Raw genomic sequence first — 26533 nt, 5'->3', positions numbered from 1 at the left:
CCCACACTGACTGCTTTCCATCTGTGGGATCGCGGTCAGCCGTAGAAGTGTGGGCGGTCCGGCAAGCTCACTTTCACAATCTGCTCACTGTTCTGCGCCTCAATACACGCATCCGCCGCCACCGCCGCCGCAAAGCCATCCCACGCCGACGGTCCACCGACCTGTCCCGCACGCACACTGTCGATGAACGCCTGCAACTCCACGTCGTATGCGCCGATAAACCGATCTTTCCAATCCATCAGGATTGCGTTGGACAGCTTCGCGCCGCTGCGCAGTTGCACCTGGGACGGCTCCGGCAGCTTGGCGATGCCGGTCTCCCCCACCACTTCGCACTGGATGTCATAGCCGTACTGGCAGTTCACGAACACTTCCACATCAATGCGCGTGCCTTTGGCGGTCTCCAACAGCACGATCTGCGGGTCGCGCAGATGGGCGAGCGCCTTGCTGGATTTGCGCGGAAACACCACTTGCACCGAGACGTAGTCATCGTTGAGCAACCACCGCAGCACATCCAGTTCGTGGATCAGGGTGTCGGTGATCGCCATGTCGGTCTTGTAGTTCTCGCCCACCGTCGGGTTGCGATGCGCGCAGTGCAGCATCAGCGGCTCGCCGATCTGGCCGCTGTCGATCACGGCTTTGAGGGCGCGATAGCCTTCATCGTAAGGGCGCATGAAGCCGACCTGCACCAGGCGTTTGCCGAAAGCTACTTCGGCATCGACGATCTTGCGGCAGCCTTCGGCGGTGACCGCCAAGGGTTTTTCGCAGAACACCGGTTTGCCGGCGGCGATGGCGGCCAGCACGAATTCTTCGTGGCTCGGGCCCCAGGAGGTGACGAGGACCGCTTCGACCTCGGGTGAATGGATCAGCGCATGGCCGTCGGCGTACACCTCGGCGCTGATGTTCAAGTCAGCCACCACCTTGGCGGCTTGCTCCAGGTTGATGTCAGTCACCGCCACCACTTGGCTGTTGAGCAAGGTCTGACTGCAGCGACGGATATGGTCCCGGCCGATAGCGCCTGTACCGATCACACCCAGTTTCAAAGACATACAAACACTCCTCTTGTTATTAGTACTGCCGGGCCTTCGCCAGGTGTTCATTGAGTTTTTTCGCGGCGGCATTCGTGCGTTCGCTGGTGGAGACCTGCGCCACGCCCACCCGCCACCACGACAGGTAGCCGTGGATCATGGTCTTGGGCAGCACCTTGATATCGATCAGCGTGGAAACCGTCTGCTTACGTGCATCGGCCAGTGCCGCTTCGAGCTGTTCCACGCTGCTGACCTTGTAGGTCTTGCAGCCATAGGCCGCTGCGCTCATGGCGAAATCCACCGGTACAAGGCCACCGTCAAGCTTGCCGCTCTCGGGGTTGCGGTAGCGGAATTCGGTGCCGAAGCTGTCCATACCGTTGCCGATCTGCAGGTTGTTGATGCAGCCGAACGCCATATTGTCGAGCAGCACCACGTTGATCTTGCGCCGCTCCTGGATCGAGGTCGCCAGTTCCGAGTGCAGCATCATGTAGGACCCATCGCCGACCAAGGCGTAGACCTCTTTGGTCGGCTCCGCGAGTTTCACGCCCAGGGCCGCATTGATCTCGTACCCCATGCACGAATAGCCGTACTCGACGTGGTAGGTGTTGACGCCCTTGCTGCGCCAGGCACGCTGCAAATCGCCGGGCAGGCTGCCGGCGGCGGCGACGATGATCGCGTCGTCGGCCAGGGCCTCATTCAATACACCCAGCACGCGGCTTTGGGTCAGGCACGAGCCGGTCAGCTCGATAAATTCACGCAGCACCGTGCGGTCCAGGTGGTCGTCGACCTCAGGCACGAAACCGTCGCCGGCATACTCCACCTGATGCACGCGGTCCACTTCAGCCTCCAACTGCGCCTTGGCCTCAGCGATCTGCCCGCCCCAGCCGGAACGGTAATCGCCCAAGGCATCGGCCAGTGCTTCGAGGGCGACGTGCGCGTCGGCCAACACCTGTACGCCGTCGAGTTTCAGGGCATCGCAGGGGCTGATATTGAGGTTGAGAAACTTCACCTCGGCATGCTTGAACAGCGATTTTGACGAGGTGGTGAAGTCGGTGTAGCGCGTGCCGATACCAATGATCAGGTCCGCTTCGGGCGCCAGCAGATTCGCCGCCAGGCAGCCGGTTTCACCAATCCCGCCGACGTTCAGCGGATGACTGGAAACCACGGCGCTCTTACCCGCCTGGGTTTCCGCGAAGGGAATATCAAACCGTTCAGCAAAGGCTTGCAGCGCGGCATTGGCGCCGGAGTACTTCACGCCGCCACCGCAGATGATCAGCGGCTTGCGCTTGCCCCGGAACGCCGCCAACGCATCGCCGATCATCGCGGCGGTGGCCGGGCGGCGGTCGATACGGTGCACACGTTTTTGCAGGAAGTAGTCCGGGTAATCCCAAGCCTCGCCCTGCACATCCTGGGGCAGCGCCAGGGTCACCGCGCCGGTTTCGGCAGGATCGGTGAGCACGCGCATGGCGTGAATCGCCGCCGTCATCAGCTGCTCAGGCCGGTTGATGCGGTCCCAGTACTTGCTGACGGAACGGAACGCATCGTTGGTGCTGATGCTCAAGTCGTGGAACTGCTCGATCTGCTGCAACACCGGGTCGGGCTGGCGGCTGGCGTAGACATCGCCGGGCAGCAACAGCAACGGGATACGGTTGGCGGTGGCGGTCGCCGCCGCGGTAAGCATATTCGCAGCACCCGGGCCGACGGAGGCGGTGCAGGCGTAGATCTTGCGGCGCAGGTGCTGCTTGGCGAAACCAATCGCGGCATGCGCCATGCCCTGCTCGTTGCGGCCCTGGTGCACCACCAGGTCGCCGGCGTCCTGTTCAAGGGCCTGGCCCAGGCCCAGCACATTGCCGTGGCCGAAAATGGTGAACACGCCGGCGACGAACTTGCTTTGTACGCCGTCGACTTCGATGTATTGGTTATCCAGGAACTTCACCAGGGCCTGGGCCATGGTCAATCTTGTTGTGGTCATGTTCGCACCTTGTATGAATGCAAATCTGTCGATCAACAGTGATCCCATGTGGGAGCACGCCCGCTCCCACAAGTTATCCGCTGTCAGTTCCGGGATTTGTTCAGATGGGCAATGCTCGCGCCCAACGCTTGCTGGATATCCGCCAGCTCGTGCACGCTTGTCGCAAACGGTTCGAACGACAGGTAGCCGCTGTAACCGCTGCTGAGCAAGGTGTCGATCTGCGCGGCGTTGCCGAGGATATCGCCCTCGCCCACCAGCACCCGGTGACCGTCGCGAATCGATTGGAGCGGCGCCTCGGCATCTTCCACACCGGAGATATGCACCAGCCCGGTCAACTCCGGAAAAAACTCATGTTCGCCGGCCAGGTGATGATGGAAGGTGTCGTGCACCAGGCGAAACACATCCAGGCCGCCGATGGACTGGATCGCGTTCACCGCCACGCGCTTACGGCGCATGGCGCATTCTTCAAAGCCCAGGGGCTCGATAAAGCCGAAAATCCCGTACTCGCGCAGGATCGGCGCCAGCTCGCTCAGCGCAGTGCGCAAACCGGCGGCACGCTGGGCTTCGTTGCGGGTGTCGCCGGGTTCATTGAACGGACACATCACCAAGCCCTGCGCACCGCATTCGCGAGCATACGTGGCGAGCGCTATCGCCTGGGCGCGGCGCTCGTCATTCCACACATCGAAGGGGTACAGCGCGTTGATCGACAGCACCGTGATGCCCTGGGCCGCACACAATTCACGCACGCGGCTGGCCGGGGTGCCGTATTCGATCTGACGATCCTTGAGGTCGTTGCGAATCTCGATGGCATCGCATTTCAAGGCCACGGCCAGTTGGATGAAATCCGGCAGGGACAGGTTGGGCGCGACCATACGGTTAAGGGCGAAACGTAGAGGCGACTTCATTCTTGTTGTTCTCCGTCCAAACCGCTGATTAAAGGTCCAGCAGCCAACTGTGCTGCGGGTCGTTATGGAAATGCCAGGCGCGCTTGGGGCCGGCCATCACGTTCAGGTAATAAGACTCGTAGCCATAGGGCACGCTAACCGGGTGATACCCCTTGGGCACCACCACCAGGTCGCTGTTTTCCACGGCCATGGCCTGGTCGATGCTGCGGTCGTCGGTGTAAACGCGCTGGAACACGAAGCCCTGGGGCGGGTTGATCTGGTGGTAGTAGGTTTCTTCCAGGAAGCTCTGGTGCGGCAGGTCATCGGTGTCGTGCTTGTGCGGCGGGTAACTCGACGAATGCCCGGACGGCGTACGTACTTCCACCACCAGCAGGGAATGGGCCGGCTCGCTGTCGGGCAGGATGTCGCAGACGTAGCGGGTGTTGGCGCCCTTGCCGCGTACGCTGCGCTTGCAATTTTCCGGGCGGATCAGACGCGGCTCGTAGCCCACGGTGCCCGGTGCGGCGCATACGGCAATCTGTACGTCGCTCAACGCGGTGACCAGGGCATCAGTGCCCGGCGGCAGGTAGGCGGCGAACGGGGATTTGTCTTCAAACACCGATTGTCGATCGCCCAGGTTCTGCCAGTTGAAACCTTCGCCTTCGATGTTCACCCGGCCGCTGAGCAGCACCAGGCACAGTTCTTTATCACCGGCACTGACCGGCAGGGTTTCCCCCAGGCTCAGGCGGTAGGCGCAAAAGCCCACATACTCCAGGCGTCCGGCTTCCAGGGCGACCATGGTCTGGCCGCGTTTGCTGCTTTTGACCAACAAGCTCATCACTCAAGTCCTCTCGTTGAGAAGCGCACGCAAGGTGTCATAGCCTTTTTTTGCATAGATATAGCTGGGTGCGACCGCCGGGTCCTGTTCGGCTTCCACCACCAGCCAACCTTCGTATTGGGCGGCCAGCAGCACATCGAGCAATTCGGCGAAGTCGATATCGCCATCACCGGGCACGGTGAAAGTGCCGTTGACGATGCAGTCGGGGAAGCTCCACATCTGGTTGCGCGCCAGTTGCACCACCGCCTTGCGCACGTCCTTGAAATGCACGTGGCAGACGCGGTCGATGTGTTTGCGCAGCACCTCAATGGGCTCGCCGCCGCCCATGTAGCAGTGGCCCGAATCGAACAGCAGGCCGACTTCCGGGCCGGTACGGCGCATCAGTTGGTCGATGTCTTCCGGAGATTCAACATAAGCGCCCATATGGTGGTGGTACGCCAGGCGCACGCCTTGGGACAGGGTGAAACGCGCCAGTTCGGTGAGTTTGTCGGCGTAGTCCTGCCAGGCTTGTTCGCTGTGAAAGCGCGGGCGTTCGATCAGGCGGATGCGCGAGCCCTGGATTGAATCGGCCACCTCGCCGTACACCAGCACCGTAGCGCCATTGCGTTTCAGCAACTCGACATGCCCGACGATGGCCTCGATTTCTTCAGCCACCGAGCGCCGGGCCAGGCGGCTGGAGTACCAGCCGGAGACCAGCGCCAGGTCATAAGGGCGCAACACATCGCCGACGCCCTTGGCGTCCTTGGGGAATTTACCGTTGAGTTCGAAGCCTTCGTAGCCGATGTCCTTGCCTTCGCTCAGGGCGGTGCTCAGAGGCGTTTCGCCGCCCAGGGCGGGGAGGTCATCGTTGCTCCAGGAGATCGGGTTGATGCCAATTCGGATTGCGGGCATGGCTGCACCTTTTGTTTTTATCTGACTTGAGCCTGGTGAGATTTGCGTTATGTGGGAGCGGGCTTGCTCGCGAATGCGGTCTATCAGATCGCAATTCTTTAACTGACCCACCGCGCTCGCGAGCAAGCCCGCTCCCACATTTGACCGTGTTTAATTTCGGGCACTGCGCCAGGCGTTTATGAGCTGTTCAAAGGTGGCCTGGACTTGCTGAATCAAAACCTCATCATCAATCTCCCCCGCCATCCACGCCCGGCTCGGCTCCTGGAAGATCGTGCGGCCAACGGCAAACCCTCGGCAGGTCGTGCTCTGGCTGGCCTGCTGGAAGCCGTCGGCGAGAAACTCGGCCGACGCATTCAGGCCCAGCAGCACCACGCCACGGCAGTACGGGTCGCGCTCCTGGATCAGTTCGTCGAGCTTCTTCCAGTCCTCGGCCGACTGCGCCTCGATCTTCCACCACGCCGGGTAGATACCCAGGTTGTACAGACGCTTGAGACTGCGGTAGAGCACGTCGGGGTAAGTCGACGGGTGATCCTTGGGCGGGATGACTTCCAGCAGCAGTTCATGGCCGCTGACAATCGACGCTTCGTACACTGCCTTGAGTTGCGCTTCCTGTTCCAGGCGCAGCAGCGGCTCGTCGTCGGGATGGAATTGCACCAGGCACTTGATGATCTGCTCCTGGGGCCAGGCAATCAGGTTGCTGCCCACCGAGCGACCGTGTTCGAACGCCAGGGGACGCGAGTTCTGCACTTCCACCGGACGCGCAATCCACCAGCCGCGACCGCTGGCGGCGTTGAGCGCATCCTGGCCGAAGCGCTGGTCAGCGAGCAGGCCGACGTCGGCCTCGACGCCTTGCTCTGCGAGTTTTTTCTCCACGCGCTCAATGGCCTGGATGAACAGTTGCTTGGCGTCACTGATGCGCGCCAGGTCCTGGCCGCCTTTCTGCGCCAGGTCCACCAGCTGCCAGCGATGATCGAAGGCAAACACGAACAGTTGTTTCCAGGCCTTGCGCGGCACCGTCACACGGTGCAGACGTTGCAGGGTCAGGTCCTGGTCCGGTCGGGTAATCGGTACCGGGCTGTTGAACAGGTATTCCAGCTCCGCCGGCGTGGGCATGGCCGGGGCGCAGGCGTGGCGTGAGACGACCAGGCCGCCACAGGCATTGGCCAACTGGCTGCAACGCTCGTCACTCGCATCGTTGATCCAGCCGCTGAGGAAGCCCGACATGAACGCATCGCCGGCACCGAGCACATTGAGCACTTCTACACGCACACCGGGGTAGATGGCGCCGTCTTCAAGACGTGCGGGGATGGCGCCGTGGATCACTGTGCAACCCTGCGGGCCGAGCTTGACCACCAGGGTCGCCGGGGTCAGTTCGCGCACCTTGCGCAGCGCAGTGAGCAAGTCTTCACTGCCCCCCGCGATGAGGAATTCTTCTTCAGTGCCGACGATCAGATCAAAGCGCGGCAGGATCTTCTGTACATGCTGGCTGACATTCTGGTCGGCGACAAAACGGGTTTCACCATCGGCCTTGCCCGCCAGGCCCCACAGCACCGGGCGGTAGTCGATATCCAGCACGCGCTGGACGTTGTGCTTGGCCGCGTAATCCAGCGCCTGGATGCTGGCCTTGTATACGCCGTCGGTGGAGAAATGCGTGCCGGTAATCAACAACGCCTTGCTGGAGGCGATAAAGGCTTCGCTGATGTCTTCGGCGCGCAGGGCCATGTCGGCGCAGTTTTCGCGGTAGAACACCAGGGGAAAGGTTTCGCGGTCCTTGAGACCTAGCAGGACCAGGGCGGTGAGGCGTTCCGGGTCGACCTTGATGCCGCTGACATCACAGCCTTCGCGGGCCAGGGACTCCACCAGGAAGCGCCCCATATGGTCATCGCCGACCCGGCTCAACATCGCCGACCTGAGGCCCAGCCTGGCGGTGCCGAAGGCGATGTTGGCGGAGGAACCGCCGAGGTACTTGGCAAAGCTGGACACGTCCTCAAGCCGCGCACCCACTTGCTGCGCATAGAGGTCGACGCCCAGGCGCCCGAGGCAAATCAGATCCAATTGACGCCCACTGGCAAAACGAGTCTGGCCCATGCTGGCTCCTGTTATTTTTATCAGCCTGCGTTGTACCGACGTGGCGACGGCAAACGCTCTTGGTGGGAGCAGACTAGAACGTCCGGCGACGCCAATCAATATTTATTCCAGATATTTTTTCATTGGAATATTTTTTCCATTAAGCTCGTACAGGGGCGCTTCCACCACAGTGCATCGTTTCAGCAGGCCACGCCGGCCGTGATGCCAAGGTATTTTTTTGCGCCTACCCTGTAGACTTGCGCCACCCATCAGCGCAACAGACAAAAACGCCAGAAGGATTACCCATGTCCCGCACCGATCCCGAGACCACCCTGGAAGACACCATCGCCAGCCCTCCGATCAATGCCGAGCGCCTGTTGCAGCTGATCACCGACGAATACGAGAGCCTGCCGCGCCAACTCAAGCGCATCGCCAGCTACATGAGCCAGCAGAGCGACCGGATCATGGTCGACCGCATCAGCGACATTGCCCGCGAGTGCGAAGTGCACCCGTCGGCCATCGTGCGCTTCTCGCAGCGCTTCGGGTTCAGTGGGTTCAGTGAGATGCAGGCGCTGTTCCGCGAGGCCTACACCCACAAGACCACGCCGGTGCAGAACTATCAGCAGCGCATCCGCAGCATGATCGCCAACAAGTCGCAGAAAGCCAGCGGCGGCGACCTGGCGCGCGAGTGCGTCAACGCGACCCTGTCCGGCATCGAGCGCCTGGGGTTGGAGTTGGATGATGTCGCTTTCGACAAAGCCGTGGACCTGGTGGTAAATGCCGACAATATCTACGTGGTCGGCGTGCGCCGCTCCTTCGCGGTGGCGGACTACCTGGTCTACAACCTGCAGCACACCAACAAACGCATCCATCTGATCTCAGGCCTGGGCGGCAGCTACCGCGAACAGATGCGCAGCGTGCGCGCCAATGACCTGGTGATCGCCATCAGCTTCACGCCCTACGGCAAAGAGACGCAGCATTGCCTGCGCATCGCCCAGCATCATCAGGCCAAGACCCTGATCATCACCGACAGCAACCTGTCGCCCCTGGCCAAGCGGGCGAACGCGGTGCTGTTGGTGAATGAAGGTTCGTCGTTTGCCTTCCGCTCGTTGAGCGCCACCCTGTGCCTGTGCCAGGCGTTGTTTATTGCGGTGGCGTACCGGTTGGAGTTGAAGGTGGATGAGATTCACGAGCAAGTCGGGTTCGACGACTGACGACGCCTACCACAACTGCGCCAACGCGCGGCCGTGGTAGCGGATCTGCGCCAGGGTCAGTGCCGTGTAGCCAATGATCACCGCCGGCGGCAAGGTCACCCCGTGACAGAACTTGCCCAGCGGCTGCAGCGTCAAGCCTGCTTCAGCAGCGCGGTTGCAGAATTCGACCTCTTCGACACCCGCTGGCAGCCACATCACAAAATGCAATCCGGCCTGCTGGCCGCTGACCGCGCAGTGCCCGCCCAGGCACTCCAGCAACGTATCGCGTCGGGCCTGGTACGCCTGGCGCGAGGCACGCAAATGACGTACGAAGGCGCCGCTGCGCAGGAACTCCACCAGCCCCAATTGATCAGTGGCCCCCACCGAATGCCCGGTGAGTTGCAAGGTGCGCAACAGTCCGCGGCGCAACACCTTGGGCACCACCATGAAGCCTACGCGCAAGCCGGGGAACAGGTTCTTGTTGAAGCTGCCGCAATAGATCACGCGGTCGGCCGAATCCAGGGATTTGAGCGCCGCCAGCGGCGCGGTGTTGTAGTTGTACTCGCTGTCGTAATCGTCTTCGACCACCCAGGCGTCGGCGCGAGCGGCCCAGTCCAGCAACGCCAGGCGACGGGATACCGACAGGGTCATGCCCAGCGGCGCCTGGTGCGCCGGTGTGACATAGGCCAAGCGCGCCCTCTCAGGGAGTTGGCCAGTGTCGAGGCCCTCGGCAGTGACGGGAATACCCTGCACATTGGCGCCTGCCAGGGCGAACAGACGCCGCGCCGGCAGGTAGCCGGGGTCTTCGACACAGGCCGTCTCGCCCGTCTTGAGCACACTGCGCGCAATCAAGTCGAGGGCATGACGGATGCCGGTGGTGACGATCACTTCATCGGCCTCGCAGTGCAGGCCGCGATAGCTGCGCAGGTAGTCGGCGATCTGTGCGCGCAATTCAGGCAGGCCGGCCGGGTGCGATGCTTCCAGCACGCCCGGCCCTGCTGCCAGCAACCCACGGGAGATGCAGCGGGCCCAGGTCTTCAGGTCAAACAGACTGGCATCCGGGCGGCGTGCGACAAAGGGCACATGGCTCTGCACACCGACATCCGGCGGATCAGGCTCCGCAGGGCGACGAGGTATGTCCTTGGCCAACGGCGCGGCGATGAACTGCTCCGGGATTACCGCACACACCCGCGTGCCAGACCCGGCGACGCGTTTTACATAGCCTTCGCTGTGCAGGCGGTCGAACACGGCTTCCAGCGTGCCACGTGACACCCACCAGCGCTCGGCCAGGCTGCGCGTGGAGGGCAAGCGGCTGCCCGCCGGCAATTGCCGGTTGAGGATCGCCCCGCGCAAGGCTTCGTAGGCGCCCTGCTGCTTGCCCGCGCCCAGCGTGTCGGGACGCGGCAGGTCGAGCACGGATGCGGTTTTTCCTCGGCTCATAGTGGTCCTATCAAACAAGGCATAAGTGGTCCTCAGGATTAAACCACAATACAGCTAGAGTCCGGGCTCTACTCCTTGCTTCGAGACGCCCCATGACTCAACGCGCCCTCTCCACCGGGTTCTGGCTGATGCTGCTGACCGCGCTCATCGCCTTGCCACGCGTCACCCTGGACATTCACCTGCCGGCCCTACCCGCCATGGCTGACTATTTCCACACCAGCGACAGCCAGTTGCAACTGACCCTCACGCTGTACGCCCTCGGCTCGGCGATTTCGCTGCTGGTCAGTGGGCCACTCACCGACCGCTTCGGCCGTCGTCCGGTATTGCTGGTCGGGTTGTTCCTGTATGTCCTCGCCACGGCAGCGTGCGCCCTGGCGGACAACCTCGCCGTGTTGATCATCGCGCGCCTGTTCCAGGCCTTGGGCGGTTGCTGCACCACCGTGATCGGCCGCGTGATAGTGCGTGACTACTTCGACCGCGACGAACAGGCACGCCTGCTCGGCCTGATCTCCATGGCCATGGCCATCTCACCCATGGCCGCGCCGGTACTGGGCAGCCTGATGCTGCCGTTCATCAACTGGCGCGGGCTGTTCGTGCTGCTGGGGGGGATCGGAGCTGTGCTGTGCGGGGTGGTGTATCGCCGCCTGCCCGAAACCCGCCCGCCGGAAGTCGCCGCCGCCCCGCCGCAGGGACTGCTGCGCCTCTACGGCCAGTTGCTGCGCGATCGTTATTTTCTGCGTTACGCCTTGGCCATCGGTTGCGTGTACAGCACCTACTTTCCGTTTATCAGTGAGTCATCGGCGCTGCTGCAACGCGGCTTCCATCTGTCCGCCACGGCGTATGCCCTGGTGTTCGCCGCCACGATCAGCGGCTACATGCTGGGCGCGAACCTGTTCCGGCGCCTGGTCAGGCGCTTTGACCCGGACCGCTTGATCGCCGTGGGGATAGGCCTGAATCTGCTGGGCAGCGTCACTCTTGCACTGGCCACAACGGCACTGCCAGGGGAATGGCTGGCGATTGTGTTGCCAATGGTACTGATCATGGTATCGGTGGGTATGACGATTCCGGCCTGTCAGCTGTCGGTGCTGCAGCCTTATGGCGCAATCGCGGGAACGGCATCCGGGCTGTTCTTTTTCACCCAGATGTTGCTGACGGCGGTGAGCAGTTGGGCGACCGGGTTGTTGTCCGATGGCACCTCTGCGCCATTGGTGATCATGACATCGGTCGCGAGTGTGTTACTGGTGACCAGCTGGCTGGCCTTGCAGCAAAAAGCCGCGCCTGTTACTCAGGCGCGGCTTGGATGAAACGGTAATCAGTGCATGAAGATCGCGATCAGGATGATCACAGGAATAGGCACACCGAGGAACCAAAGCAGTAGTGAACGCATGATGCTCTCCTTGAAAGAACGGGCCTTGAATGAATTAACGGACGAAGTGTTCGGTTTCCACATACACCACGGCATCGCGACGGCGACCGCCAAAGGTGGCTGCGAAACTGGCGAAGAACGCGCCGATCAACAGAGCAACAAAGGTCCACAGCGACGTGTAGGCAGCGACCTTGGCGGCGGTGTCAGCGGCTTGTTTGGCTTTAAGCTTGGCGTCTTCGACTGCTTTGCGGGCATCGCCATAGACTTTGTCGATACGCGCTTCGGCATCTGCCTGGCTGAGGTTGGTGCGCTGGCTGATCAACTGGGCCAGGTAGGCACGGTCTTCAGCGGCCAATTGGCCGTCATTGCTCAGGGTGCGGGTGAAGATGCGGGCAACCACGCCGTGGGCGGCGTCATCGCTGACAGCTACCGGGCGGTCGTCGCGGAACAGGCTGTCGACGTAGTAGTCGAAGTTGCCGCCATTGACACCTTTGGCGGCACTGCCGGCGGCTTGCGTAATGCCGCTGGCCGCGCCGGCTGCAACACTGGCACCGGCTTTCACGCCGCCGCTGACGACACTGCTCACCGAACCGACCACCAGTACTGCAGTAATCAACGTGGCCACAGCCCAGGCCAGGAACCCATGGGCCGTGTCGCGGAAGTACACCTCATCGCCGTGCATATTCGCCCATTTTACCCGCAACCGACCGGCAATATAGCCGCCCAGCCCGGATGCGACGATCTGGGTAAACGCCAGCCAGACAATCGTGGAAATGCCAAGCCCCTTGGCGCTGATGCCACTGTCAGCCCACGGCGACACCGCCGAAAAGCCCAGGCCGAAGCGCAGCAGCACGAGGATCAGGGACAATGCGGCCGCAGCGGCCGCCCCGGCAAAAATCGCCCCCCAGGAAACCCCGGAGAGCGTGCTCGATTCTTGCAGCGTGGATGAGGATGTGATCATTGTTGTTGTGCTCCAAGGCAGAAAAATAGTGTTACAAGTCTCAAAAGGGACAGTGCAGGCACCATGCCAGGCAGCAAAAAATTTAAAACCGTTACAAATCATGGAGTTAAGTAAATTGAACTTACTCAAACCATGCAACTTGCAAGAAAGGGCCGTTGCGGGCGGGCGTTATGCATTCCCGTTAGCCGGTCATGAAAGATGTGTCAGTTTTGCCAATATGAAGTTTTATTTAGGAAGCGTTCAGCGATTTCTTGGCAAAATGCCCGCACTTCCGTAGGCGCCGGCTTGCTGGCGATTGCGGTCTTCCCGTGTGAATCGATCACCAGGTAATACCATGACCCGTATTTTGACTATCGAGGATGACGCCGTAACGGCCCGCGAGATCGTCGCCGAGCTGAGTAGCCATGGACTGGATGTAGATTGGGTAGACAACGGCCGCGAAGGCCTGGTCCGCGCCGTGAGTGGCGACTACGACCTGATCACCCTCGACCGCATGCTGCCGGAACTCGATGGCCTGGCCATCGTCACCACGCTGCGCACTATCGGTGTGTCGACGCCGATCCTGATGATCAGCGCCCTCTCCGATGTGGACGAACGTGTGCGCGGCCTGCGTGCCGGCGGTGATGACTACCTCACCAAACCGTTCGCCTCGGATGAAATGGCCGCTCGCGTTGAAGTGCTGCTGCGGCGCAAAAGCACCGTCCAGGAATTCGAAACCGCCCTGCGCGTGGCCGACCTGGAGCTGAACCTGATCAGCCGTGAAGCCAGTCGTGCCGATCAGCCCCTGAGCCTGTTGCCCACCGAATACAAGTTGCTGGAGTTCCTGATGCGCAACACTGGGCAGATCCTGTCGCGGATGATGATTTTCGAGGAAGTCTGGGGCTATCACTTCGACCCCGGCACCAACTTGATCGACGTGCACATCGGCCGTCTGCGCAAGAAGATCGACCCACCGGGCCTCACGCCGCTGATCCGCACGGTACGAGGTTCCGGTTATGTCATTGCTGAACCCCTCTAAGGGCTGGCGCTCTTCCAGCAGCCGCTTGCTGGCGCTGTACAGTTCGTTGTTCGTGGCCTGGAGCTGCATCCTCATGGGGGTGCTGTACTACGAGGTGTCGGGCTATCTGGGCGACCTGTCGCGCCATTCGCTGATGCAGCGCCAGCACCTGTTCCAGCGCTTTGACGGCGAGGAACTGGTGGAAGCCCTGACCACCAGCATGACCTTCGACATGAAGGGCGTGGACGCCTACGGCTTGTTCGATGAGCAGTTCCGCCCTCTCAATGGACCGATCCGCGCGGTGCCGCCCGACTTGCCCCTGGACGGCAAGATCCACGCCCTGACCAACTGCGTCGACTCCGACGACCCCAAGTTGCCCAAGGACAGCTGCGACGCCGTCGCCACCCATACCGATGACGGCCGCTGGCTGGTACTGGTACGCGCCAACGGCTCGCTGTTCGGCGTGACCCGTATCATCTGGCATGCCCTGCTGTGGGCGCTGTCCTTGACGATTATCCCTGGCGCTGCGGGCTGGCATTTGTTGCGTCGTCGACCGTTGCGGCGGATTCGCGGGATCCAGGCCAGCGCCGAAGCCATCGTCGCCGGCGACCTGACCCACCGCCTGCCGCTGTCGAATCGGCGCGACGAACTGGACATGCTCGCGGCCATCGTCAACGCCATGCTTGATCGTATCGAGAAGCTGATGAACGAGGTCAAGGGCGTGTGCGACAACATCGCCCACGACCTGCGCACCCCGCTCACGCGCCTGCGTGCGCAGCTGTACCGCATCAAGCAGGAGGCCGAGGCGGAGTCGGACTACGCGGTGAAACTGGATGACGCGATTGCCGAAACCGACACCCTGATGGCGCGCTTCCGGGGGCTGTTACGTATCTCCGAACTGGAAGACCACCAGCGTCGCTCAGGCTTTTTGGTCATGGATCCACTGCCACTGTTGCGCGAGTTGCACGACTTCTACCTGCCCCTGGCCGAAGAAGGCGAACTGCAATTGCGGCTCGAAACGCCGGAGTCCCTGCCATGGATCACCGGCGACCGCGCATTGCTGTTCGAAGCCCTCGCCAACCTGCTGAGCAACTCGATCAAGTTCTCCCCACCGGGCGGCGAGGTGATTCTGCGTGGGGTCAACGACGCCGGCAGCACGCGCCTTGAAGTGCACGACTCCGGCCCCGGCATACCCGCAGCGGAACGTGACGCGGTGTTCCAGCGCTTCTATCGCGTGGATGAGAGCGACCAGCAAGGCGGCTTTGGATTGGGCTTGTCGATTGTGGCGGCGATCATCAACCTGCATGGGTTCAGGCTGGAAGTGGGTACGAGTGAGCGAGGCGGTGCACGCCTGGTTCTGGAGTGCCGCCAACAACTCATGCCCGAATAACGCATGCATCACAACACCCTGTAGGAGCCGGCTTGCCGGCTCCTACAGGGGACGCGGGTCAGCCTGGGAAATTGGCCCGCAACGCCTCCAGCCCACCGCTGTAAACACCCGCAAACAACTCTTCCGCCGCCGCATCCGTGGTGCCTGCCGCCGGCGTGAACACACCGGACCAGGTCACTTTCGCCGACGCTTCACCCAACGCCTCGACCTGCACCGTTGCCAGGTATGCACTCACCGGAAATGGCGACTGTTCAATGGTGTAGCTGTAAGTACGGCCGACGTTATCAAAGCTCTGCAAACGCTCCACCACCACCCCGCCATCGGCGGTTTGCAGATGACGCACGCGACCGCCATCAAGGGCCTCGCTTTTGACGATAAACGGCAACCAGTCCGGCAGGCTGTTGAAGCCGCCGATCAATTGCCAGACCTGATCGGCCGATACAGGGATTTCAATCACAGAAGACGCTGTTGCCACGTTAATTACTCCAGAAAATAGAAAACCATTCAGATGGCCATGCTGTCGACCACACCGCCGTCGACCCGCAACGCGGCACCGGTGGTGGCAGAAGACAGGGGTGAAGCAATGTACGCCACCAGGTTGGCGACTTCATCCACATTTGCTGCGCGCTGGATGATCGAGGTTGGCCGTGCGTTTCGCACAAACACATCCGCCTCGTCCCGCGCACTGCGCCCGGATTTTGCGGTGGCGTCCTTGAGCATCTGCTCCAGGCCGTCGGTAAAGGTCGGGCCAGGCAAAACCGCGTTAACCGTCACGCCGCTACCCGCCAGGCGCTTGGCCAAACCATGCGACACCGCCAGGTTGGCGCTCTTGGTCACGCCGTAGTTGATCATGTCCGCCGGGGTCGCCACGCCGGACTCCGACGACAGGAAGATCACTCGCCCCCAGCCCTGCCCGACCATGCCCGGCACGTAATGCCGCGCCAGGCGCACACCGGAGATCACGTTGACTTCATAGAAGCGTGCCCATTCGCTGTCCGGGGCCTCGAAGAAATCCACATCGTTGAAGATACCCAGGTTGTTGACCAGGATGTCGGCGCGCGGTTCGGCGGCGAACAGTTTTTCTGCACCTTCGGCCGTGCCGAGGTCTGCCACCAGCCCGCGCAGGTCCGCGCCGGGGACGGCCTGGCGGATGCTCGCCAAGGCGTCATCCACCTTGCCCGCTTCACGCCCGATCACCACCACGGTGGCGCCGGATGCTGCAAGCGCCTGGCTGATGCCCAGGCCAATGCCGGCCGTGCTGCCGCTGACGATGGCTACTTTACCGCTCACATCAATTTTCATCGGTTGAACTCCTGAAGTTAAAGCGGCAGTGGTGCACGGTCCGAAATCAATCGGGCCTCGCGCAGGGACTGCCAGAAGGCTGCCGGAATAGTCTCTGACAACGCCGCAACGTCTTCGGCAATCCGCCCCGGACGACTGGCGCCTGGAATCACTGCCGCCACGGCCGGGTGGGCCAGGGAGAATTGCAGCGCCGCCGCTTTCACGCTGACGCCAAACGCCTGGGCAATCGCCCTGATTTGCTCGACCTTGCGGATGATTGCCGGGCTGGCTTGCTGGTACTCGAAGTGCGCGCCGCCCGCGAGGATGCCGGAGCTGTAGGGGCCACCGACGACGATCTCGACGTTCTGCGCCAGGGCCGCGTCCATCAGGCGCTGCAGGGCACGATCATGGTCCAACAGTGTGTAGCGGCCGGCCAGCAAAAAGCCGTCGGGCTGCGCTTCGGTCAGGTCCAGGGTCAGTTCGCACGGCTCGACGCGGTTTACGCCCAGGCCCCAGGCCTTGATCACGCCCTCTTCACGCAGGCGGGTCAGCACTTTGAAGGCACCGGTGCGGGCCTGGTTGAAGTACTCCAGCCATTGGTCGCCATAGAAGTCCTGGGCGATGTCGTGAATCCACACGATGTCCAGGCGATCAGTGTTCAGGCGGGTCAGGCTGTCTTCGATGGAGCGCAGGGTGGCGTCGGCGCTGTAGTCGTTGAGCATCTTGTTCGGGCGGCCGTGTTCGAACACGCCGCTTTTTTCGCCGAGGTCGCGGGCGCTGTCTTCTATTTCGTCGAGGATCACCCGGCCGACCTTGGTGCTGAGCACGAAATCATCGCGGTTGTACTGCGACAGGGCGTGGCCCAGGCGGATTTCCGAGAGGCCCGAGCCGTAGAACGGCGCGGTGTCGAAGTAGCGCACGCCGGCATTCCAGGCAGCCTCGACAGTGGCCTGGGCTTCGTCTTCTGGAATAGCGCGGAACATGTTGCCCAGCGGCGCGGTGCCGAAGCCGAGCTGGCCTGGGAGTTTGTCTTTCAAGCTCATGGTAGATCCTCAATGGGTTCAGGGGTCGCTGTGACCGTTGAGCAGATCCTAGATTGCGCAGATCGGACCGTCCAAGACATACTGCGACCAACTTGAGTCCCCAGAGGTCTAACATGATCGACCTGCGCCAATTGCGCTACTTCGAAGTCGTCGCCGAGGAAGAGCACGTCGGCCGTGCTGCCGAGCGCTTGCACATCTCCCAGTCACCGCTGAGCCGACAGATAGCCCAGCTGGAAGAGCGCCTGGGACTGACCCTGTTCGAACGCAGTCAGCAACGCATCCGCCTGACCCGCGACGGCCAGACCTTCCTCGCCGAGACCAAGGCCTTGCTGACCCACGCCAACCGCCTGGAATCCTTGGGCAAGCGCCTGGGCCGAGGTGAAGAAGGTGGCCTGTGCATCGGCTATATCGAGAACGCCATGCATGCCGGGGTGTTGCCCAATGCCTTGCGCGTGTTGCGCGACGATCGGCCGACCGTGCATATCAAGCTGTATAACCTGCCGTCTCTCGAACAGCTGGAAGGTCTTCGCCAACGCAGCCTGGATATCGCATTGGTTGGCGAGCCACCGGCCGCCGACGACCCGGACCTTATCGCGCGGCAAGTGCTGGATGACCCGATGCTGCTGGCCTTGCCCGAGCATCATCCATTGGCCCGTCAAAGCGAGTTGTTGCCCGAGCACCTGGCGGACCAGGAGTGGATCGGCGTGCAGCGCAAACCCGGCGCCAACCCCGCCGACGACTTCGTCGCCGCCTGCATCCGCGCCGGTTTCACCCCGCAGATCCCCATGGAAGCCGGGGAGCCGTTTACTGCGCTGGGGTTGGTCGCGTCAGGGCTGGGCGTGGCCATGGTGCAAAAAGGCCTGAGCCGTAATGCCCCGCCCGGCGTGGTGTTGCGTGAACTGCCGTGGTTGAACTACACCACCCCGCTGTGGGCGGCGTGGCACCGCGTCAACCTGCGGCCGCTGGTAGAAACCTTCCGCAAGGTGCTCACCGAATCTGAGCATTGATGGAGCTCCACAGGTGGGGGGCGTCAGTTAAATTAATTCCCGCAGGCGATACCACAGCATCCCCAACGCCAGCAGCGGCGACCGCAGCGCCTTGCCACCGGGAAACGTCATGTGCGGTACCTGGCTGAAAATATCCAGCCCGGTGCTGTGACCGGCCTGGATACCCTCGGCCAACAGCCTCGCGCACCAATGCGTCACGTTCAGCCCATGCCCGGAATACCCCTGGGCGTAGAACACGTTGGGGTACTGCTTCAAGCGACCGACCTGCGGGAAGCGATTGGCGGTAATGCCGATCTTGCCGCCCCACTGGAACTCGATGGCCGTATTGGCGAGCTGCGGGAACACCTTGAGCATTTTCGGCTGCATGTAAGCGGCAATGTCCGCCGGGTCGCGGCCAGAGTAATGGCAGGCGCCGCCGAACAACAGGCGCCTGTCTGCAGACAACCGGTAATAATCCAGGCCGACCTTCTGGTCGCACAGCGCCAGGTTCTGCGGGATCAGTTGGTTGGCCAGATCCGCCGATAACGGCTCGGTGGCGATGATGTAGCTGCCGGCCGGGAGTACCTTGCCACTCAGGCGCGGTTCCAGCTCCTCCAGATGCGCATTGCACGCCAGCACCAGGCTAGCGGCGCGCACCGTGCCGCCGGCGCAGCGCACGTGCACCGTGTCGCCGTGGATCAGTTCGAGTACTTCGGTGTGCTCGAAAATCCGGACCCCGAGGGATTCGGCCAACCGAGCCTCACCCAAAACCAGATTCAACGGGTGAAGATGCCCGGAGCCCATGTCCACCAGGCCGCCGGCATACACCGGCGAGCCGACTACTTGCTGTATATCCTGCGGCCCCACCAGACGCGTTTCGTGGGCGTAACCCAGCGCCGCCAGGTGCGCCTGCTCGCCCTTGAACGCCGCGAATTGCGCCGGGGTGTTGGCCAATTCGCAAAAGCCCCAGCGCAAGTCGCAGTCGATGCGGTGCGTTCGGATACGCTCGCCCACCAAGGCCACCGAGTCGATGCCGGCGCGCTCCAGGTAACGCACGCCCTCCTCGCCCACGTACTTGCCGAATCCCGACACGTCATGGCCGATACCGCGAATCAACTGCCCGCCGTTGCGCCCGCTGGCACCCCAGCCAATACGGCGGGCTTCCAGCAGGACCACCGAGAGCCCGCGCTGGGCCAGTTCGATGGCGGTGTTAACGCCGGTGAAACCGCCGCCGATCACGCACACGTCGGCGGTCAGGTCAGTGCCCAATGCGGGTCGCTCCGTCAAAGCGTTGGCCGTAGCCCGGTAGTAGGACCGGGCGTGGTCAGTCGACTGAATCATTTGTTGGTCTTCACTTTGCTCCAGGCGCGGGTCATCAGGCGCATGGTTGCCGGGGTCGGCGTGGTGGAAATATAGAGTTTGTCGAGCACGTCCTGGGACGGGTACACCTCAGGATTATTCACCAGTTCCGGGTCCATGAACGCCTTGGCCGCCGGGTTGGCGTTGGCATACCCCACCGAGGCGCTGACCTTGGCGATCACTTGAGGGTCGAGCAGGTAGTTGATGAACGCGTGGGCTTCTTTCGGGTGACTCGCGTCGGCGGGAATCGCCAGCAGGTCGAACCACAGGTTGGAGCCTTCCTTGGGAATCGAATAGGCGATCTTCACACCATTCTTGGCTTCCTTGGCACGGTTGGCCGCCTGGAACACGTCGCCGGAATAACCGAAGGCCACGCAGATATTACCGTTGGCCAGGTCCGAAATGTACTTGGAAGAATGGAAATAGGTGATGTACGGCCGCAGCGTCAGCAGCTTGGCCTCGGCCTGCTTGTAGTCCTCGGGATTCTCGCTGCGCGGGTCCTTGCCCATGTAATTGAGGATCGCCGGGAACAGCTCGTCCGCCGAATCGAGGAAAGCCACGCCGCACTGGTTGAGCTTCTTGATGTTCTCGGGCTCGAACAGCACCGCCCATGAATCGATAGCGTCGATGCCCAGCACCTGTTTGACCTTGTCGACGTTATAGCCGATGCCATTGGTACCCCACAGGTACGGCACCGAGTGCGCGTTGCCTGGGTCATTCTTTTCCAACAGCTTTAGCAACTTGGGGTCGAGGTTCTTAAAGTTGGGCAGTTGCGCGCGGTCCAGCTTGAGGAACGCACCGGCCTTCACCTGGCGCGCCAGGAAGTGGTTGGACGGCACCACCACGTCATAGCCGGTGCGCCCCGCCAGCAACTTGCCCTCCAGGGTTTCGTTGGAGTCGAACACGTCGTAGATCGGCTTGATCCCAGTCTTGGCCTGGAAGTCGGCCAGGGTGGTCTCACCGATATAGTCGGTCCAGTTGTAGACGCTGACCGTCGGCGCCGCCTGGCTGGCGCTGCTGAACGCAGCCACCAGGGCCAGCGGAAAAAGCTGTTTCACAAGACGCATATCGACACCCCTTTTTTGGTTTTTTTAGACGCTCAACAGCAGGAACTCGCGCTCCCAGGAACTGATCACCCGTTTGAAATTCTCGTGCTCGGCGCGCTTGACCGCGACGTAGCCGCGCACGAACTTGTCGCCCAGGTACTGCTTGACCGTGGCGCAATCCTCCATGCGTGCCAGCGCATCTTCGAGGGTGAACGGCAGGCGCAGGTTACGGCGCTCGTAAGCGCGGCCCTCCACCGGCGCGCTGGGCTCGATCTGTTCGATCATCCCGAGGTAGCCACACAGCAGACTAGCCGCTATCGCCAGGTAGGGATTGGCATCGGCGCCGGGCAAGCGGTTTTCCACGCGCATGGCGTCGGGACTGGAGGTGGGCACACGCAGGCCGACGGTGCGGTTTTCTTCGCCCCATTCCACATTCACCGGCGCCGAGGTGTCCGGCAGGAAGCGGCGGAACGAGTTCACGTTGGGCGCAAACATCGGCAACAGCTTGGGGATGTACTTCTGCAAGCCGCCGATGTGGTGCAGGAACAGCTGGCTCATCTTGCCGTCGGCATCGACGAACACCGGTTTGCCGGTGGCGATATCGACCACGCTCTGGTGCAGGTGCATGGCGCTGCCAGGCTCGTCGGCCACCGGCTTGGCCATGAAGGTGGCGGCCACGTTGTGCTTGAGCGCGGCCTCGCGCAGGGTGCGCTTGAACACGGTGATTTGGTCGGCCAGGTCGAGGGCGTCGCCGTGGCGGAAGTTGATTTCCATCTGCGCCGGGCCGTCTTCGTGGATCAGCGTGTCGAGGTCCAGGCCCTGGGCTTCGCACCAGTCGTAGACGTCTTCGAACAGTGGGTCGAATTCGTTGGCGGCGTCGATGGAAAACGACTGGCGACCGGTCTCGGCGCGACCGGAGCGGCCAATCGGGGTTTTCAGCGGCAGGTCCGGGTCTTCGCAGCGCTGGGTCAGGTAGAACTCCATTTCCGGCGCGACGATCGGCTGCCAACCCTGGTCGGTGTAGAGCTGCAGGACTTTCTTCAGCACGTTGCGCGGCGACAGTTCGATGGGGTTGCCCTGTTTGTCGAAGGTGTCGTGGATGACGATCGCGGTAGGCTCGATGGCCCACGGCACCACATAGGTGGCGTGGGACACCGGACGGCAGATCATGTCGATGTCAGCCGGGTCGAGCAGGTCGTAGTAGACATCGTCGTCGACAAAGTCCCCGGTTACCGTTTGCAGCAACACACTTTCCGGCAGGCGCATGCCTCGCTCATGCAGGAACTTGTTGGTGGGCGCAATCTTGCCGCGTGCGATGCCAGTCAAATCACTGATCACGCATTCGACTTCGGTAATCTTGTGTTCTTTCAGCCAGGCGGACAGCTGATCGAAGGGGGCGTTCATAAGGACCTCGTCATGGGGTGGGTGCATGCGCCGGCTTGTACTCCTGGCGCATTGAGGTCTATCTTGATGCCGCCGCCCCTGCGGCATCTATCCACTTTGCACGAACCACAACGCACCAATAGAGTGCGCCCAGGTTACCCATGACACAGGCAACAGCTTTGCGCGTACAGGCCTTCACCACCGGTGATGTGGCTGCTCAATGCAGTGCGACACCCGGTTGGGTGCAGCAGTACCAGCAGATGTCCCCAGGGCATTTCGCCGGGCGAATCCGCTACCTGGACCTGCAAGGTGTGCAGGTGTACGAAGAGTGCATGAACACCCGCGTGGAGCAGCATTTCAACGCACCGCCAGGCTCGCTGGCCTTCTGTTTCGACGGCAGTGACAACGCGCTGTACCTGCTGAACGGTGAAAGCCACAACACCTGGATCACCCCGGAAAACTACCGTGAAGTGGCGGTGGTGTTCGGGCCGCAATTCGTGCAACGCCATGGGCTGGATGTGGCGAAACTTGAAGGCCTGTTCATGGCGCCGCTGACCTGCCAGCAGAATGGACTGTTCAGTCGTTGGTTGAGTGGCACCCTCACCCGCCTGTCCACAGCAATCGACCCCGCCAGCCGCGATGCCCTCACCCAGCAATTGCTGGAAGACTGCCTGTTCATCCTCGACAACGCCTGCGTATGCCTGGACCGCCACTCGTTGCAGCGGCGCAGCGAAGAACGGCGACTGATGGCGCGCATCGGCGAATGGGCGGCGGATGCTCCGGATGAGATCGTCAACGTGTTGGAACTGGCGCGGATTGCCGGCGTGCCATTGCGTCAGTTGCAACAGGGGTTCAAGACCTACACCGGGATGAGCCCGGCGCAGTGGTTGCGGCTGCGCCGGTTGAATGGGGCGCGGCGGGAGTTGTTGCAGACCCGTGAGACCACCGTCGCTGAAGTGGCGATGAATTGGTCGTTCTGGCACCTGGGAAGGTTCTCCAACAGCTACCGCGCCCTGTTCAAGGAGTTGCCCAGCGAGACCCTGAAGCGTCACGCCTGACTGCGGGCGCTATTTCAGGAAAGTGCCAATTAAGTGGTTGACCCGCTCCGCCGCCTCCATCTGCACCATATGGCCCTGTCCCGGCAAGATCTCCACTTGGGCGTCCAACCCCTCGGCGTGACTGGCCGGGATGATTGCATCGTCGCTGCCCCAGATCACCAGGCTCGGCTGTCGGCCCACCACATGACGCCTGTCCAACCTCTGTCGTCCGCCTTCGAACAACGCGGCATTGAGCTGCCGCAATGCCGGGTCGACTCCTTCCAACCGCTTGAACTTGAGCATGTCCTCCAGCATCTGCCGCGTCACCAGCGCGGGATCGCTGAACAGTTGGATCAATTGCGGCTTGAGCGCATTGCGGTTGTTGGCCTCGGCAAACCCTTGCAGGTAATCACCGTTGATGTCCATGCCCAGACCGGCGCTGGCGATCAGGGTCAGTGAGGCGACGCGCTGGGGCGCCCGGTCGGCAACGGTCAGCACGACCAGCCCGCCCATGGAGTGGCCGGCCAGGTGCACGCGGTCTAGCTTTAGATGATCAAGCAGGTCCAACACCGCTTGGCTCAGCTCATCAGCATCGCCGCGTTGCAGTTGCTTGCCCGACTCACCATGGGCTGGCAGGTCAAGGGCGACCACACGGCGTTCGGCGGCCAATGCCGGTTGGTTGAACAGCCAGTTGTTCAGGTCGCCACCGAATCCATGAACCAGCACCAACGGAATGCCACCCTCGCCCAAGTCGAGATAGCGCAACAAACGCCCGCCTATTTCAACCTTCTGCGCACTGGGCCCCGAGGCCTCTGCTTCGGCGGTACTGGAAACAAACCCGGCGTTGAAATGTTCGATGACCGCATCGATTTCTGCCTCGGTGGCCTCGCCCTCTACCACAATCCCCAGCAATGCGCCCACCGGCAGCGTCTCGTCACTCAGCGCCAGCACACGGCGCAGCACGCCAGTGAACGGTGCCTCGACGCTGCTGGAGATCTTGTCGGTCTCCACGTCCAGCACTTCCTCACCCTTCTCTACCCGGTCGCCGGGTTGCTTGAGCCAGACATCAATACGGCCCTCGGTCATCGATAGCCCCCACTTGGGCATGGTCAAGGTATGGATCATGCGGCGGTCCTCTTGTCGGCGATCTTCAGCACGGCGGCCTCGATCTTCGCCGCATTGGGGATGTACAGGTCTTCCAGTGCATCGGAGAACGGCACGGGCGTGTGCGGCGCGGTGACCATTTGGATCGGCGCGCGCAAGAACGAAAAGCCCTGCTGGGCGACCAACGCACTGATATCAGTGGCCATGGAGCAACGCGGGTTGGACTCGTCGATCACCACCAAGCGGCCCGTCTTTTCCACACTTTCAAGGATGCTGTCTTGATCCAGCGGGCTGGTGGTGCGCAGGTCCAGCACCTCACAGTCGATGCCTTGTCGTGCCAGCTGGGCGGCGGCCTCCAGGGCGATATGCACCATGCGCCCGTAAGTCACCAGGGTCACATCCTTGCCCTCGCGAACAAAGTTGGCCTCACCGAAAGGCACGGTGTACAGCTCTTCGGGCACCTCGCCCTGCAGGCTGTAAAGCATCTTGTGCTCAAGGAAAATCACCGGATCGTTGTCGCGGATCGCCTGGATCAGCATGCCCTTGGCATCATACGGCGTGGCCGGGCACACCACCTTGAGGCCGGGAATGTGGGTCCACATCGAAGTGAGCATCTGCGAATGCTGGGCCGCCGCACGCAGGCCGGCGCCGTACATGGCGCGAATCACCAGCGGCGTTGTGGTCTTGCCGCCGAACATGTAGCGGAACTTGGCGGCCTGGTTGAGTAACTGGTCGAGGCAGCAGCCGATAAAATCGACGAACATCAATTCGCACACCGGGCGCATGCCACGGGTGGCAGCACCGACCGCCATGCCCACGTAGCCGACTTCGGACAACGGCGCATCGAGTACGCGCTCGGGAAACTCCGGGTACAGGCCCTTGGTCACGCCGAGCACGCCGCCCCAGGCGTCCTGCTCGCCAGGTGAGCCGGTGCCGCCGGACACGTCCTGGCCAATAATGAACACACTTTGGTCGCGGCGCATTTCCTGGGCCAGGGCTTCGTTGATTGCCTGCTGATAGCTGATTTTGCGAGCCATAAGATTCTCTCCACCTATTGTTGTTATTAGGGATACGCGACGTAGACGTCGCTGAGCAGGTCGGCGGCCTGGGGTTTGGGGTCGGACTTGGCCAGGCGCACGGCGTCCTCGATCAACTGCGCGACCTCGCCATCAATGCGCTCGAATTGCGCCGCATCGAGCCAGCCTTCGGCGCTGCAACGCTGACGAAACAGCGCCAGGCAGTCCGCGTTTTCCCGCAGGTTTTTCACTTCGTCGGGGCCGCGATAGGTTTGTGCATCGCCTTCGAAGTGGCCGTAGAAGCGGCTTAACTTCACTTCCACCAACGTTGGCCCGTCGCCCTTGCGCGCACGCTCCACGGCGACGCCAAGCGCTGCGTGCACGGCGAAGAAATCATTGCCGTCGACGATCACTCCCGGCATGCCAAAGCCCACGGCCCGTTCGGCGATGTCCTTGCACGCCACCGACCAACCGGAACCGGTGGCCTCGGCATAGCCGTTGTTTTCCGCGACGAACAGGCACGGCAGTTTCATGATCGAGGCCAGGTTCATCGCCTCGAACACCGCGCCTTCGTTGGAACCACCGTCGCCAAAAAACGCCACGGCCACGCCCTGGCTGCCCTTGAGCTTGGAGGCCAGCGCCGCACCGGCCGCCAACGGTGCGCCGGCGCCGACAATGCCGTTGGCACCGAGCATGCCCTTCTCCTGGTCGGCAATGTGCATGGAGCCGCCCTTGCCGCCGCATACGCCGGTTTTCTTGCCGTAGATCTCGGCCATCATGCCAAACACATCCACGCCCTTGGCGATGCAATGGCCGTGGCCGCGGTGGTTGGAAGCAATGCAATCCTCATCATTGAGGTGAGCCATGACCCCGGCGGCGCTGGCTTCCTGGCCGGCGTACAGGTGCACGAAACCGGGGATCTCGCCGGTGGCGAATTCCACATGCAGGCGTTCTTCGAAATCACGGATGGTGCGCATCACGGTGTAGGCATGCAGCAATTGATCGGTGGACAGGTGAGTGGACATCTTGTTGTTCTCCAGGTTGTCTCGACGCACAAAAGGCTGGCTGCGGCCAGCTACAAGCCCTTCAGCACAGCCTGTGCCAAGGCCAGCAAAAACCTGGCAAAGCCTTGATCCAGAGCAGTTCCTTACGGTTGTGCCGCTAAGACAAGCCAGCGCAGAATGAGACGCGGCATTGCAACGTGCGGGCCGCGTCTCGGGCGGTTTGAGACGCTGCGTCTCATCCTGGGCAGTT

General features: G+C 62.1%; 23 protein-coding genes. 6 read left to right on the top strand and 17 right to left on the bottom strand.

All coding sequences use genetic code 11. The features are described from left to right. Positions 1 to 35: 35 nt before the first annotated feature. The 6 genes from iolG to AC4PS7_RS13785 form a co-directional block, all read right to left on the bottom strand. A complete protein-coding gene (iolG, locus tag AC4PS7_RS13810) occupies positions 36 to 1046 on the bottom strand; it encodes a bifunctional inositol 2-dehydrogenase/D-chiro-inositol 1-dehydrogenase (RefSeq protein ID WP_021491721.1) in 1011 nt (336 codons plus the stop codon). 19 nt (positions 1047 to 1065) lie between these two features. Then, positions 1066 to 2997 carry a 3D-(3,5/4)-trihydroxycyclohexane-1,2-dione acylhydrolase (decyclizing) gene (iolD, locus tag AC4PS7_RS13805; RefSeq protein ID WP_047543093.1) on the bottom strand — a complete coding sequence of 644 codons (1932 nt, stop codon included), beginning with the start codon at positions 2995 to 2997 and terminating at the stop codon, positions 1066 to 1068. Between the two features lie 83 nt (positions 2998 to 3080). Next, positions 3081 to 3902 carry a TIM barrel protein gene (locus tag AC4PS7_RS13800; RefSeq protein WP_492179492.1) on the bottom strand — a complete coding sequence of 274 codons (822 nt, stop codon included), beginning with the start codon at positions 3900 to 3902 and terminating at the stop codon, positions 3081 to 3083. A gap of 28 nt (positions 3903 to 3930) precedes the next feature. After that, a complete protein-coding gene (gene iolB, locus AC4PS7_RS13795) occupies positions 3931 to 4719 on the bottom strand; it encodes a 5-deoxy-glucuronate isomerase (RefSeq protein WP_010211023.1) in 789 nt (262 codons plus the stop codon). 3 nt (positions 4720 to 4722) lie between these two features. Beyond that, positions 4723 to 5610, bottom strand: a complete 888-nt coding sequence (iolE, locus tag AC4PS7_RS13790; RefSeq protein ID WP_042572056.1) for a myo-inosose-2 dehydratase — start codon at positions 5608 to 5610, stop codon at positions 4723 to 4725. Positions 5611 to 5760: 150 nt separating this feature from the next. Beyond that, positions 5761 to 7698 (bottom strand): bifunctional 5-dehydro-2-deoxygluconokinase/5-dehydro-2-deoxyphosphogluconate aldolase, encoded by a 1938-nt coding sequence (locus AC4PS7_RS13785; RefSeq protein ID WP_021491725.1) that lies wholly within the window; start codon positions 7696 to 7698, stop codon positions 5761 to 5763. Positions 7699 to 7982: 284 nt separating this feature from the next. On the opposite strand from AC4PS7_RS13785, the gene AC4PS7_RS13780 reads away from it, so the two are divergent. Continuing rightward, positions 7983 to 8891: a MurR/RpiR family transcriptional regulator gene (locus AC4PS7_RS13780; protein WP_010211026.1), complete on the top strand. Its 909-nt coding sequence runs from the start codon at positions 7983 to 7985 to the stop codon at positions 8889 to 8891. Positions 8892 to 8897: 6 nt separating this feature from the next. Here the strand turns inward: AC4PS7_RS13780 and pdxR are convergent, their stop codons facing one another. Then, positions 8898 to 10310 carry a MocR-like pyridoxine biosynthesis transcription factor PdxR gene (gene pdxR, locus AC4PS7_RS13775; RefSeq protein ID WP_031290718.1) on the bottom strand — a complete coding sequence of 471 codons (1413 nt, stop codon included), beginning with the start codon at positions 10308 to 10310 and terminating at the stop codon, positions 8898 to 8900. Positions 10311 to 10402: 92 nt separating this feature from the next. Here pdxR and AC4PS7_RS13770 point away from each other — a divergent pair, with 92 nt between their 5' ends. Next, entirely contained in the window at positions 10403 to 11614 is a 1212-nt protein-coding gene (locus AC4PS7_RS13770) for a multidrug effflux MFS transporter (RefSeq protein WP_021491727.1), read from the top strand. 117 nt (positions 11615 to 11731) lie between these two features. Here AC4PS7_RS13770 and AC4PS7_RS13765 read toward each other — a convergent pair whose 3' ends face one another. Further along, positions 11732 to 12637 carry a hypothetical protein gene (locus AC4PS7_RS13765; RefSeq protein ID WP_492179491.1) on the bottom strand — a complete coding sequence of 302 codons (906 nt, stop codon included), beginning with the start codon at positions 12635 to 12637 and terminating at the stop codon, positions 11732 to 11734. A 334-nt stretch (positions 12638 to 12971) separates the two neighbouring features. On the opposite strand from AC4PS7_RS13765, the gene AC4PS7_RS13760 reads away from it, so the two are divergent. Next, the gene (locus tag AC4PS7_RS13760) at positions 12972 to 13655 is read left to right on the top strand and encodes a response regulator transcription factor (RefSeq protein ID WP_010211030.1); all 684 of its coding nucleotides are present in this window, start codon (positions 12972 to 12974) and stop codon (positions 13653 to 13655) included. Continuing rightward, positions 13633 to 15024 carry a sensor histidine kinase gene (locus AC4PS7_RS13755; RefSeq protein ID WP_010211031.1) on the top strand — a complete coding sequence of 464 codons (1392 nt, stop codon included), beginning with the start codon at positions 13633 to 13635 and terminating at the stop codon, positions 15022 to 15024. The genes AC4PS7_RS13760 and AC4PS7_RS13755 overlap by 23 nt, the downstream gene beginning before the upstream one ends. 58 nt (positions 15025 to 15082) lie before the next feature. Here AC4PS7_RS13755 and AC4PS7_RS13750 read toward each other — a convergent pair whose 3' ends face one another. From AC4PS7_RS13750 to AC4PS7_RS13740, 3 genes are read right to left on the bottom strand one after another with little or no spacing between them, the layout of a single operon-like run. After that, complete coding sequence (locus AC4PS7_RS13750; RefSeq protein WP_029529162.1) at positions 15083 to 15499, bottom strand: SRPBCC family protein; 417 nt, start codon at positions 15497 to 15499, stop codon at positions 15083 to 15085. A gap of 29 nt (positions 15500 to 15528) precedes the next feature. After that, positions 15529 to 16326 (bottom strand): SDR family NAD(P)-dependent oxidoreductase, encoded by a 798-nt coding sequence (locus AC4PS7_RS13745; protein WP_047543077.1) that lies wholly within the window; start codon positions 16324 to 16326, stop codon positions 15529 to 15531. 17 nt (positions 16327 to 16343) lie between these two features. Then, a complete protein-coding gene (locus AC4PS7_RS13740; protein ID WP_042572053.1) occupies positions 16344 to 17348 on the bottom strand; it encodes an aldo/keto reductase in 1005 nt (334 codons plus the stop codon). A gap of 113 nt (positions 17349 to 17461) precedes the next feature. Here AC4PS7_RS13740 and AC4PS7_RS13735 point away from each other — a divergent pair, with 113 nt between their 5' ends. Beyond that, positions 17462 to 18355, top strand: a complete 894-nt coding sequence (locus AC4PS7_RS13735) for a LysR substrate-binding domain-containing protein (RefSeq protein WP_305437388.1) — start codon at positions 17462 to 17464, stop codon at positions 18353 to 18355. A 27-nt stretch (positions 18356 to 18382) separates the two neighbouring features. Here AC4PS7_RS13735 and AC4PS7_RS13730 read toward each other — a convergent pair whose 3' ends face one another. Genes AC4PS7_RS13730 through AC4PS7_RS13720 form a run of 3 tightly spaced genes read right to left on the bottom strand, consistent with a single transcriptional unit; the run spans position 18383 to position 22143 of the window. Beyond that, complete coding sequence (locus tag AC4PS7_RS13730) at positions 18383 to 19675, bottom strand: NAD(P)/FAD-dependent oxidoreductase (RefSeq protein WP_042572052.1); 1293 nt, start codon at positions 19673 to 19675, stop codon at positions 18383 to 18385. Then, positions 19672 to 20760: a polyamine ABC transporter substrate-binding protein gene (locus AC4PS7_RS13725; RefSeq protein ID WP_187517434.1), complete on the bottom strand. Its 1089-nt coding sequence runs from the start codon at positions 20758 to 20760 to the stop codon at positions 19672 to 19674. Before AC4PS7_RS13725 ends, AC4PS7_RS13730 begins: the two co-directional genes overlap by 4 nt. Before the next feature lie 24 nt (positions 20761 to 20784). Further along, on the bottom strand, positions 20785 to 22143 hold the full coding sequence (locus tag AC4PS7_RS13720) for a glutamine synthetase family protein (protein ID WP_010211038.1): 1359 nt from the start codon (positions 22141 to 22143) through the stop codon (positions 20785 to 20787). Between the two features lie 140 nt (positions 22144 to 22283). Here AC4PS7_RS13720 and AC4PS7_RS13715 point away from each other — a divergent pair, with 140 nt between their 5' ends. Then, positions 22284 to 23180 carry a helix-turn-helix domain-containing protein gene (locus AC4PS7_RS13715; RefSeq protein WP_031290720.1) on the top strand — a complete coding sequence of 299 codons (897 nt, stop codon included), beginning with the start codon at positions 22284 to 22286 and terminating at the stop codon, positions 23178 to 23180. A 9-nt stretch (positions 23181 to 23189) separates the two neighbouring features. On the opposite strand, the gene AC4PS7_RS13710 is transcribed toward AC4PS7_RS13715, so the two are convergent. Genes AC4PS7_RS13710 through AC4PS7_RS13700 form a run of 3 tightly spaced genes read right to left on the bottom strand, consistent with a single transcriptional unit; the run spans position 23190 to position 26304 of the window. After that, positions 23190 to 24284 carry an acetoin dehydrogenase dihydrolipoyllysine-residue acetyltransferase subunit gene (locus AC4PS7_RS13710; RefSeq protein ID WP_038453166.1) on the bottom strand — a complete coding sequence of 365 codons (1095 nt, stop codon included), beginning with the start codon at positions 24282 to 24284 and terminating at the stop codon, positions 23190 to 23192. Then, positions 24281 to 25300, bottom strand: a complete 1020-nt coding sequence (locus AC4PS7_RS13705; RefSeq protein WP_010211042.1) for an alpha-ketoacid dehydrogenase subunit beta — start codon at positions 25298 to 25300, stop codon at positions 24281 to 24283. The genes AC4PS7_RS13710 and AC4PS7_RS13705 overlap by 4 nt, the downstream gene beginning before the upstream one ends. A gap of 26 nt (positions 25301 to 25326) precedes the next feature. Next, positions 25327 to 26304, bottom strand: a complete 978-nt coding sequence (locus AC4PS7_RS13700; protein ID WP_010211044.1) for a thiamine pyrophosphate-dependent dehydrogenase E1 component subunit alpha — start codon at positions 26302 to 26304, stop codon at positions 25327 to 25329. Positions 26305 to 26533: the final 229 nt, after the last annotated feature.

The sequence above is a fragment of the Pseudomonas sp. DW-iso3 genome, from assembly GCF_058725305.1.
This window is presented reverse-complemented; position numbering and strand designations above follow the sequence as displayed.

Coding starts and splice junctions, on each gene's coding strand:
- iolG (WP_021491721.1), bottom strand. CDS start 1,046: ATGTCTTTGAAACTGGGTGTGATCGGTACAGGCGCTATCGGCCGGGAC.
- iolD (WP_047543093.1), bottom strand. CDS start 2,997: ATGACCACAACAAGATTGACCATGGCCCAGGCCCTGGTGAAGTTCCTG.
- AC4PS7_RS13800 (WP_492179492.1), bottom strand. CDS start 3,902: ATGAAGTCGCCTCTACGTTTCGCCCTTAACCGTATGGTCGCGCCCAAC.
- iolB (WP_010211023.1), bottom strand. CDS start 4,719: ATGAGCTTGTTGGTCAAAAGCAGCAAACGCGGCCAGACCATGGTCGCC.
- iolE (WP_042572056.1), bottom strand. CDS start 5,610: ATGCCCGCAATCCGAATTGGCATCAACCCGATCTCCTGGAGCAACGAT.
- AC4PS7_RS13785 (WP_021491725.1), bottom strand. CDS start 7,698: ATGGGCCAGACTCGTTTTGCCAGTGGGCGTCAATTGGATCTGATTTGC.
- AC4PS7_RS13780 (WP_010211026.1), top strand. CDS start 7,983: ATGTCCCGCACCGATCCCGAGACCACCCTGGAAGACACCATCGCCAGC.
- pdxR (WP_031290718.1), bottom strand. CDS start 10,310: ATGAGCCGAGGAAAAACCGCATCCGTGCTCGACCTGCCGCGTCCCGAC.
- AC4PS7_RS13770 (WP_021491727.1), top strand. CDS start 10,403: ATGACTCAACGCGCCCTCTCCACCGGGTTCTGGCTGATGCTGCTGACC.
- AC4PS7_RS13765 (WP_492179491.1), bottom strand. CDS start 12,637: ATGATCACATCCTCATCCACGCTGCAAGAATCGAGCACGCTCTCCGGG.
- AC4PS7_RS13760 (WP_010211030.1), top strand. CDS start 12,972: ATGACCCGTATTTTGACTATCGAGGATGACGCCGTAACGGCCCGCGAG.
- AC4PS7_RS13755 (WP_010211031.1), top strand. CDS start 13,633: ATGTCATTGCTGAACCCCTCTAAGGGCTGGCGCTCTTCCAGCAGCCGC.
- AC4PS7_RS13745 (WP_047543077.1), bottom strand. CDS start 16,326: ATGAAAATTGATGTGAGCGGTAAAGTAGCCATCGTCAGCGGCAGCACG.
- AC4PS7_RS13740 (WP_042572053.1), bottom strand. CDS start 17,348: ATGAGCTTGAAAGACAAACTCCCAGGCCAGCTCGGCTTCGGCACCGCG.
- AC4PS7_RS13735 (WP_305437388.1), top strand. CDS start 17,462: ATGATCGACCTGCGCCAATTGCGCTACTTCGAAGTCGTCGCCGAGGAA.
- AC4PS7_RS13730 (WP_042572052.1), bottom strand. CDS start 19,675: ATGATTCAGTCGACTGACCACGCCCGGTCCTACTACCGGGCTACGGCC.
- AC4PS7_RS13725 (WP_187517434.1), bottom strand. CDS start 20,760: ATGCGTCTTGTGAAACAGCTTTTTCCGCTGGCCCTGGTGGCTGCGTTC.
- AC4PS7_RS13720 (WP_010211038.1), bottom strand. CDS start 22,143: ATGAACGCCCCCTTCGATCAGCTGTCCGCCTGGCTGAAAGAACACAAG.
- AC4PS7_RS13715 (WP_031290720.1), top strand. CDS start 22,284: ATGACACAGGCAACAGCTTTGCGCGTACAGGCCTTCACCACCGGTGAT.
- AC4PS7_RS13710 (WP_038453166.1), bottom strand. CDS start 24,284: ATGATCCATACCTTGACCATGCCCAAGTGGGGGCTATCGATGACCGAG.
- AC4PS7_RS13705 (WP_010211042.1), bottom strand. CDS start 25,300: ATGGCTCGCAAAATCAGCTATCAGCAGGCAATCAACGAAGCCCTGGCC.
- AC4PS7_RS13700 (WP_010211044.1), bottom strand. CDS start 26,304: ATGTCCACTCACCTGTCCACCGATCAATTGCTGCATGCCTACACCGTG.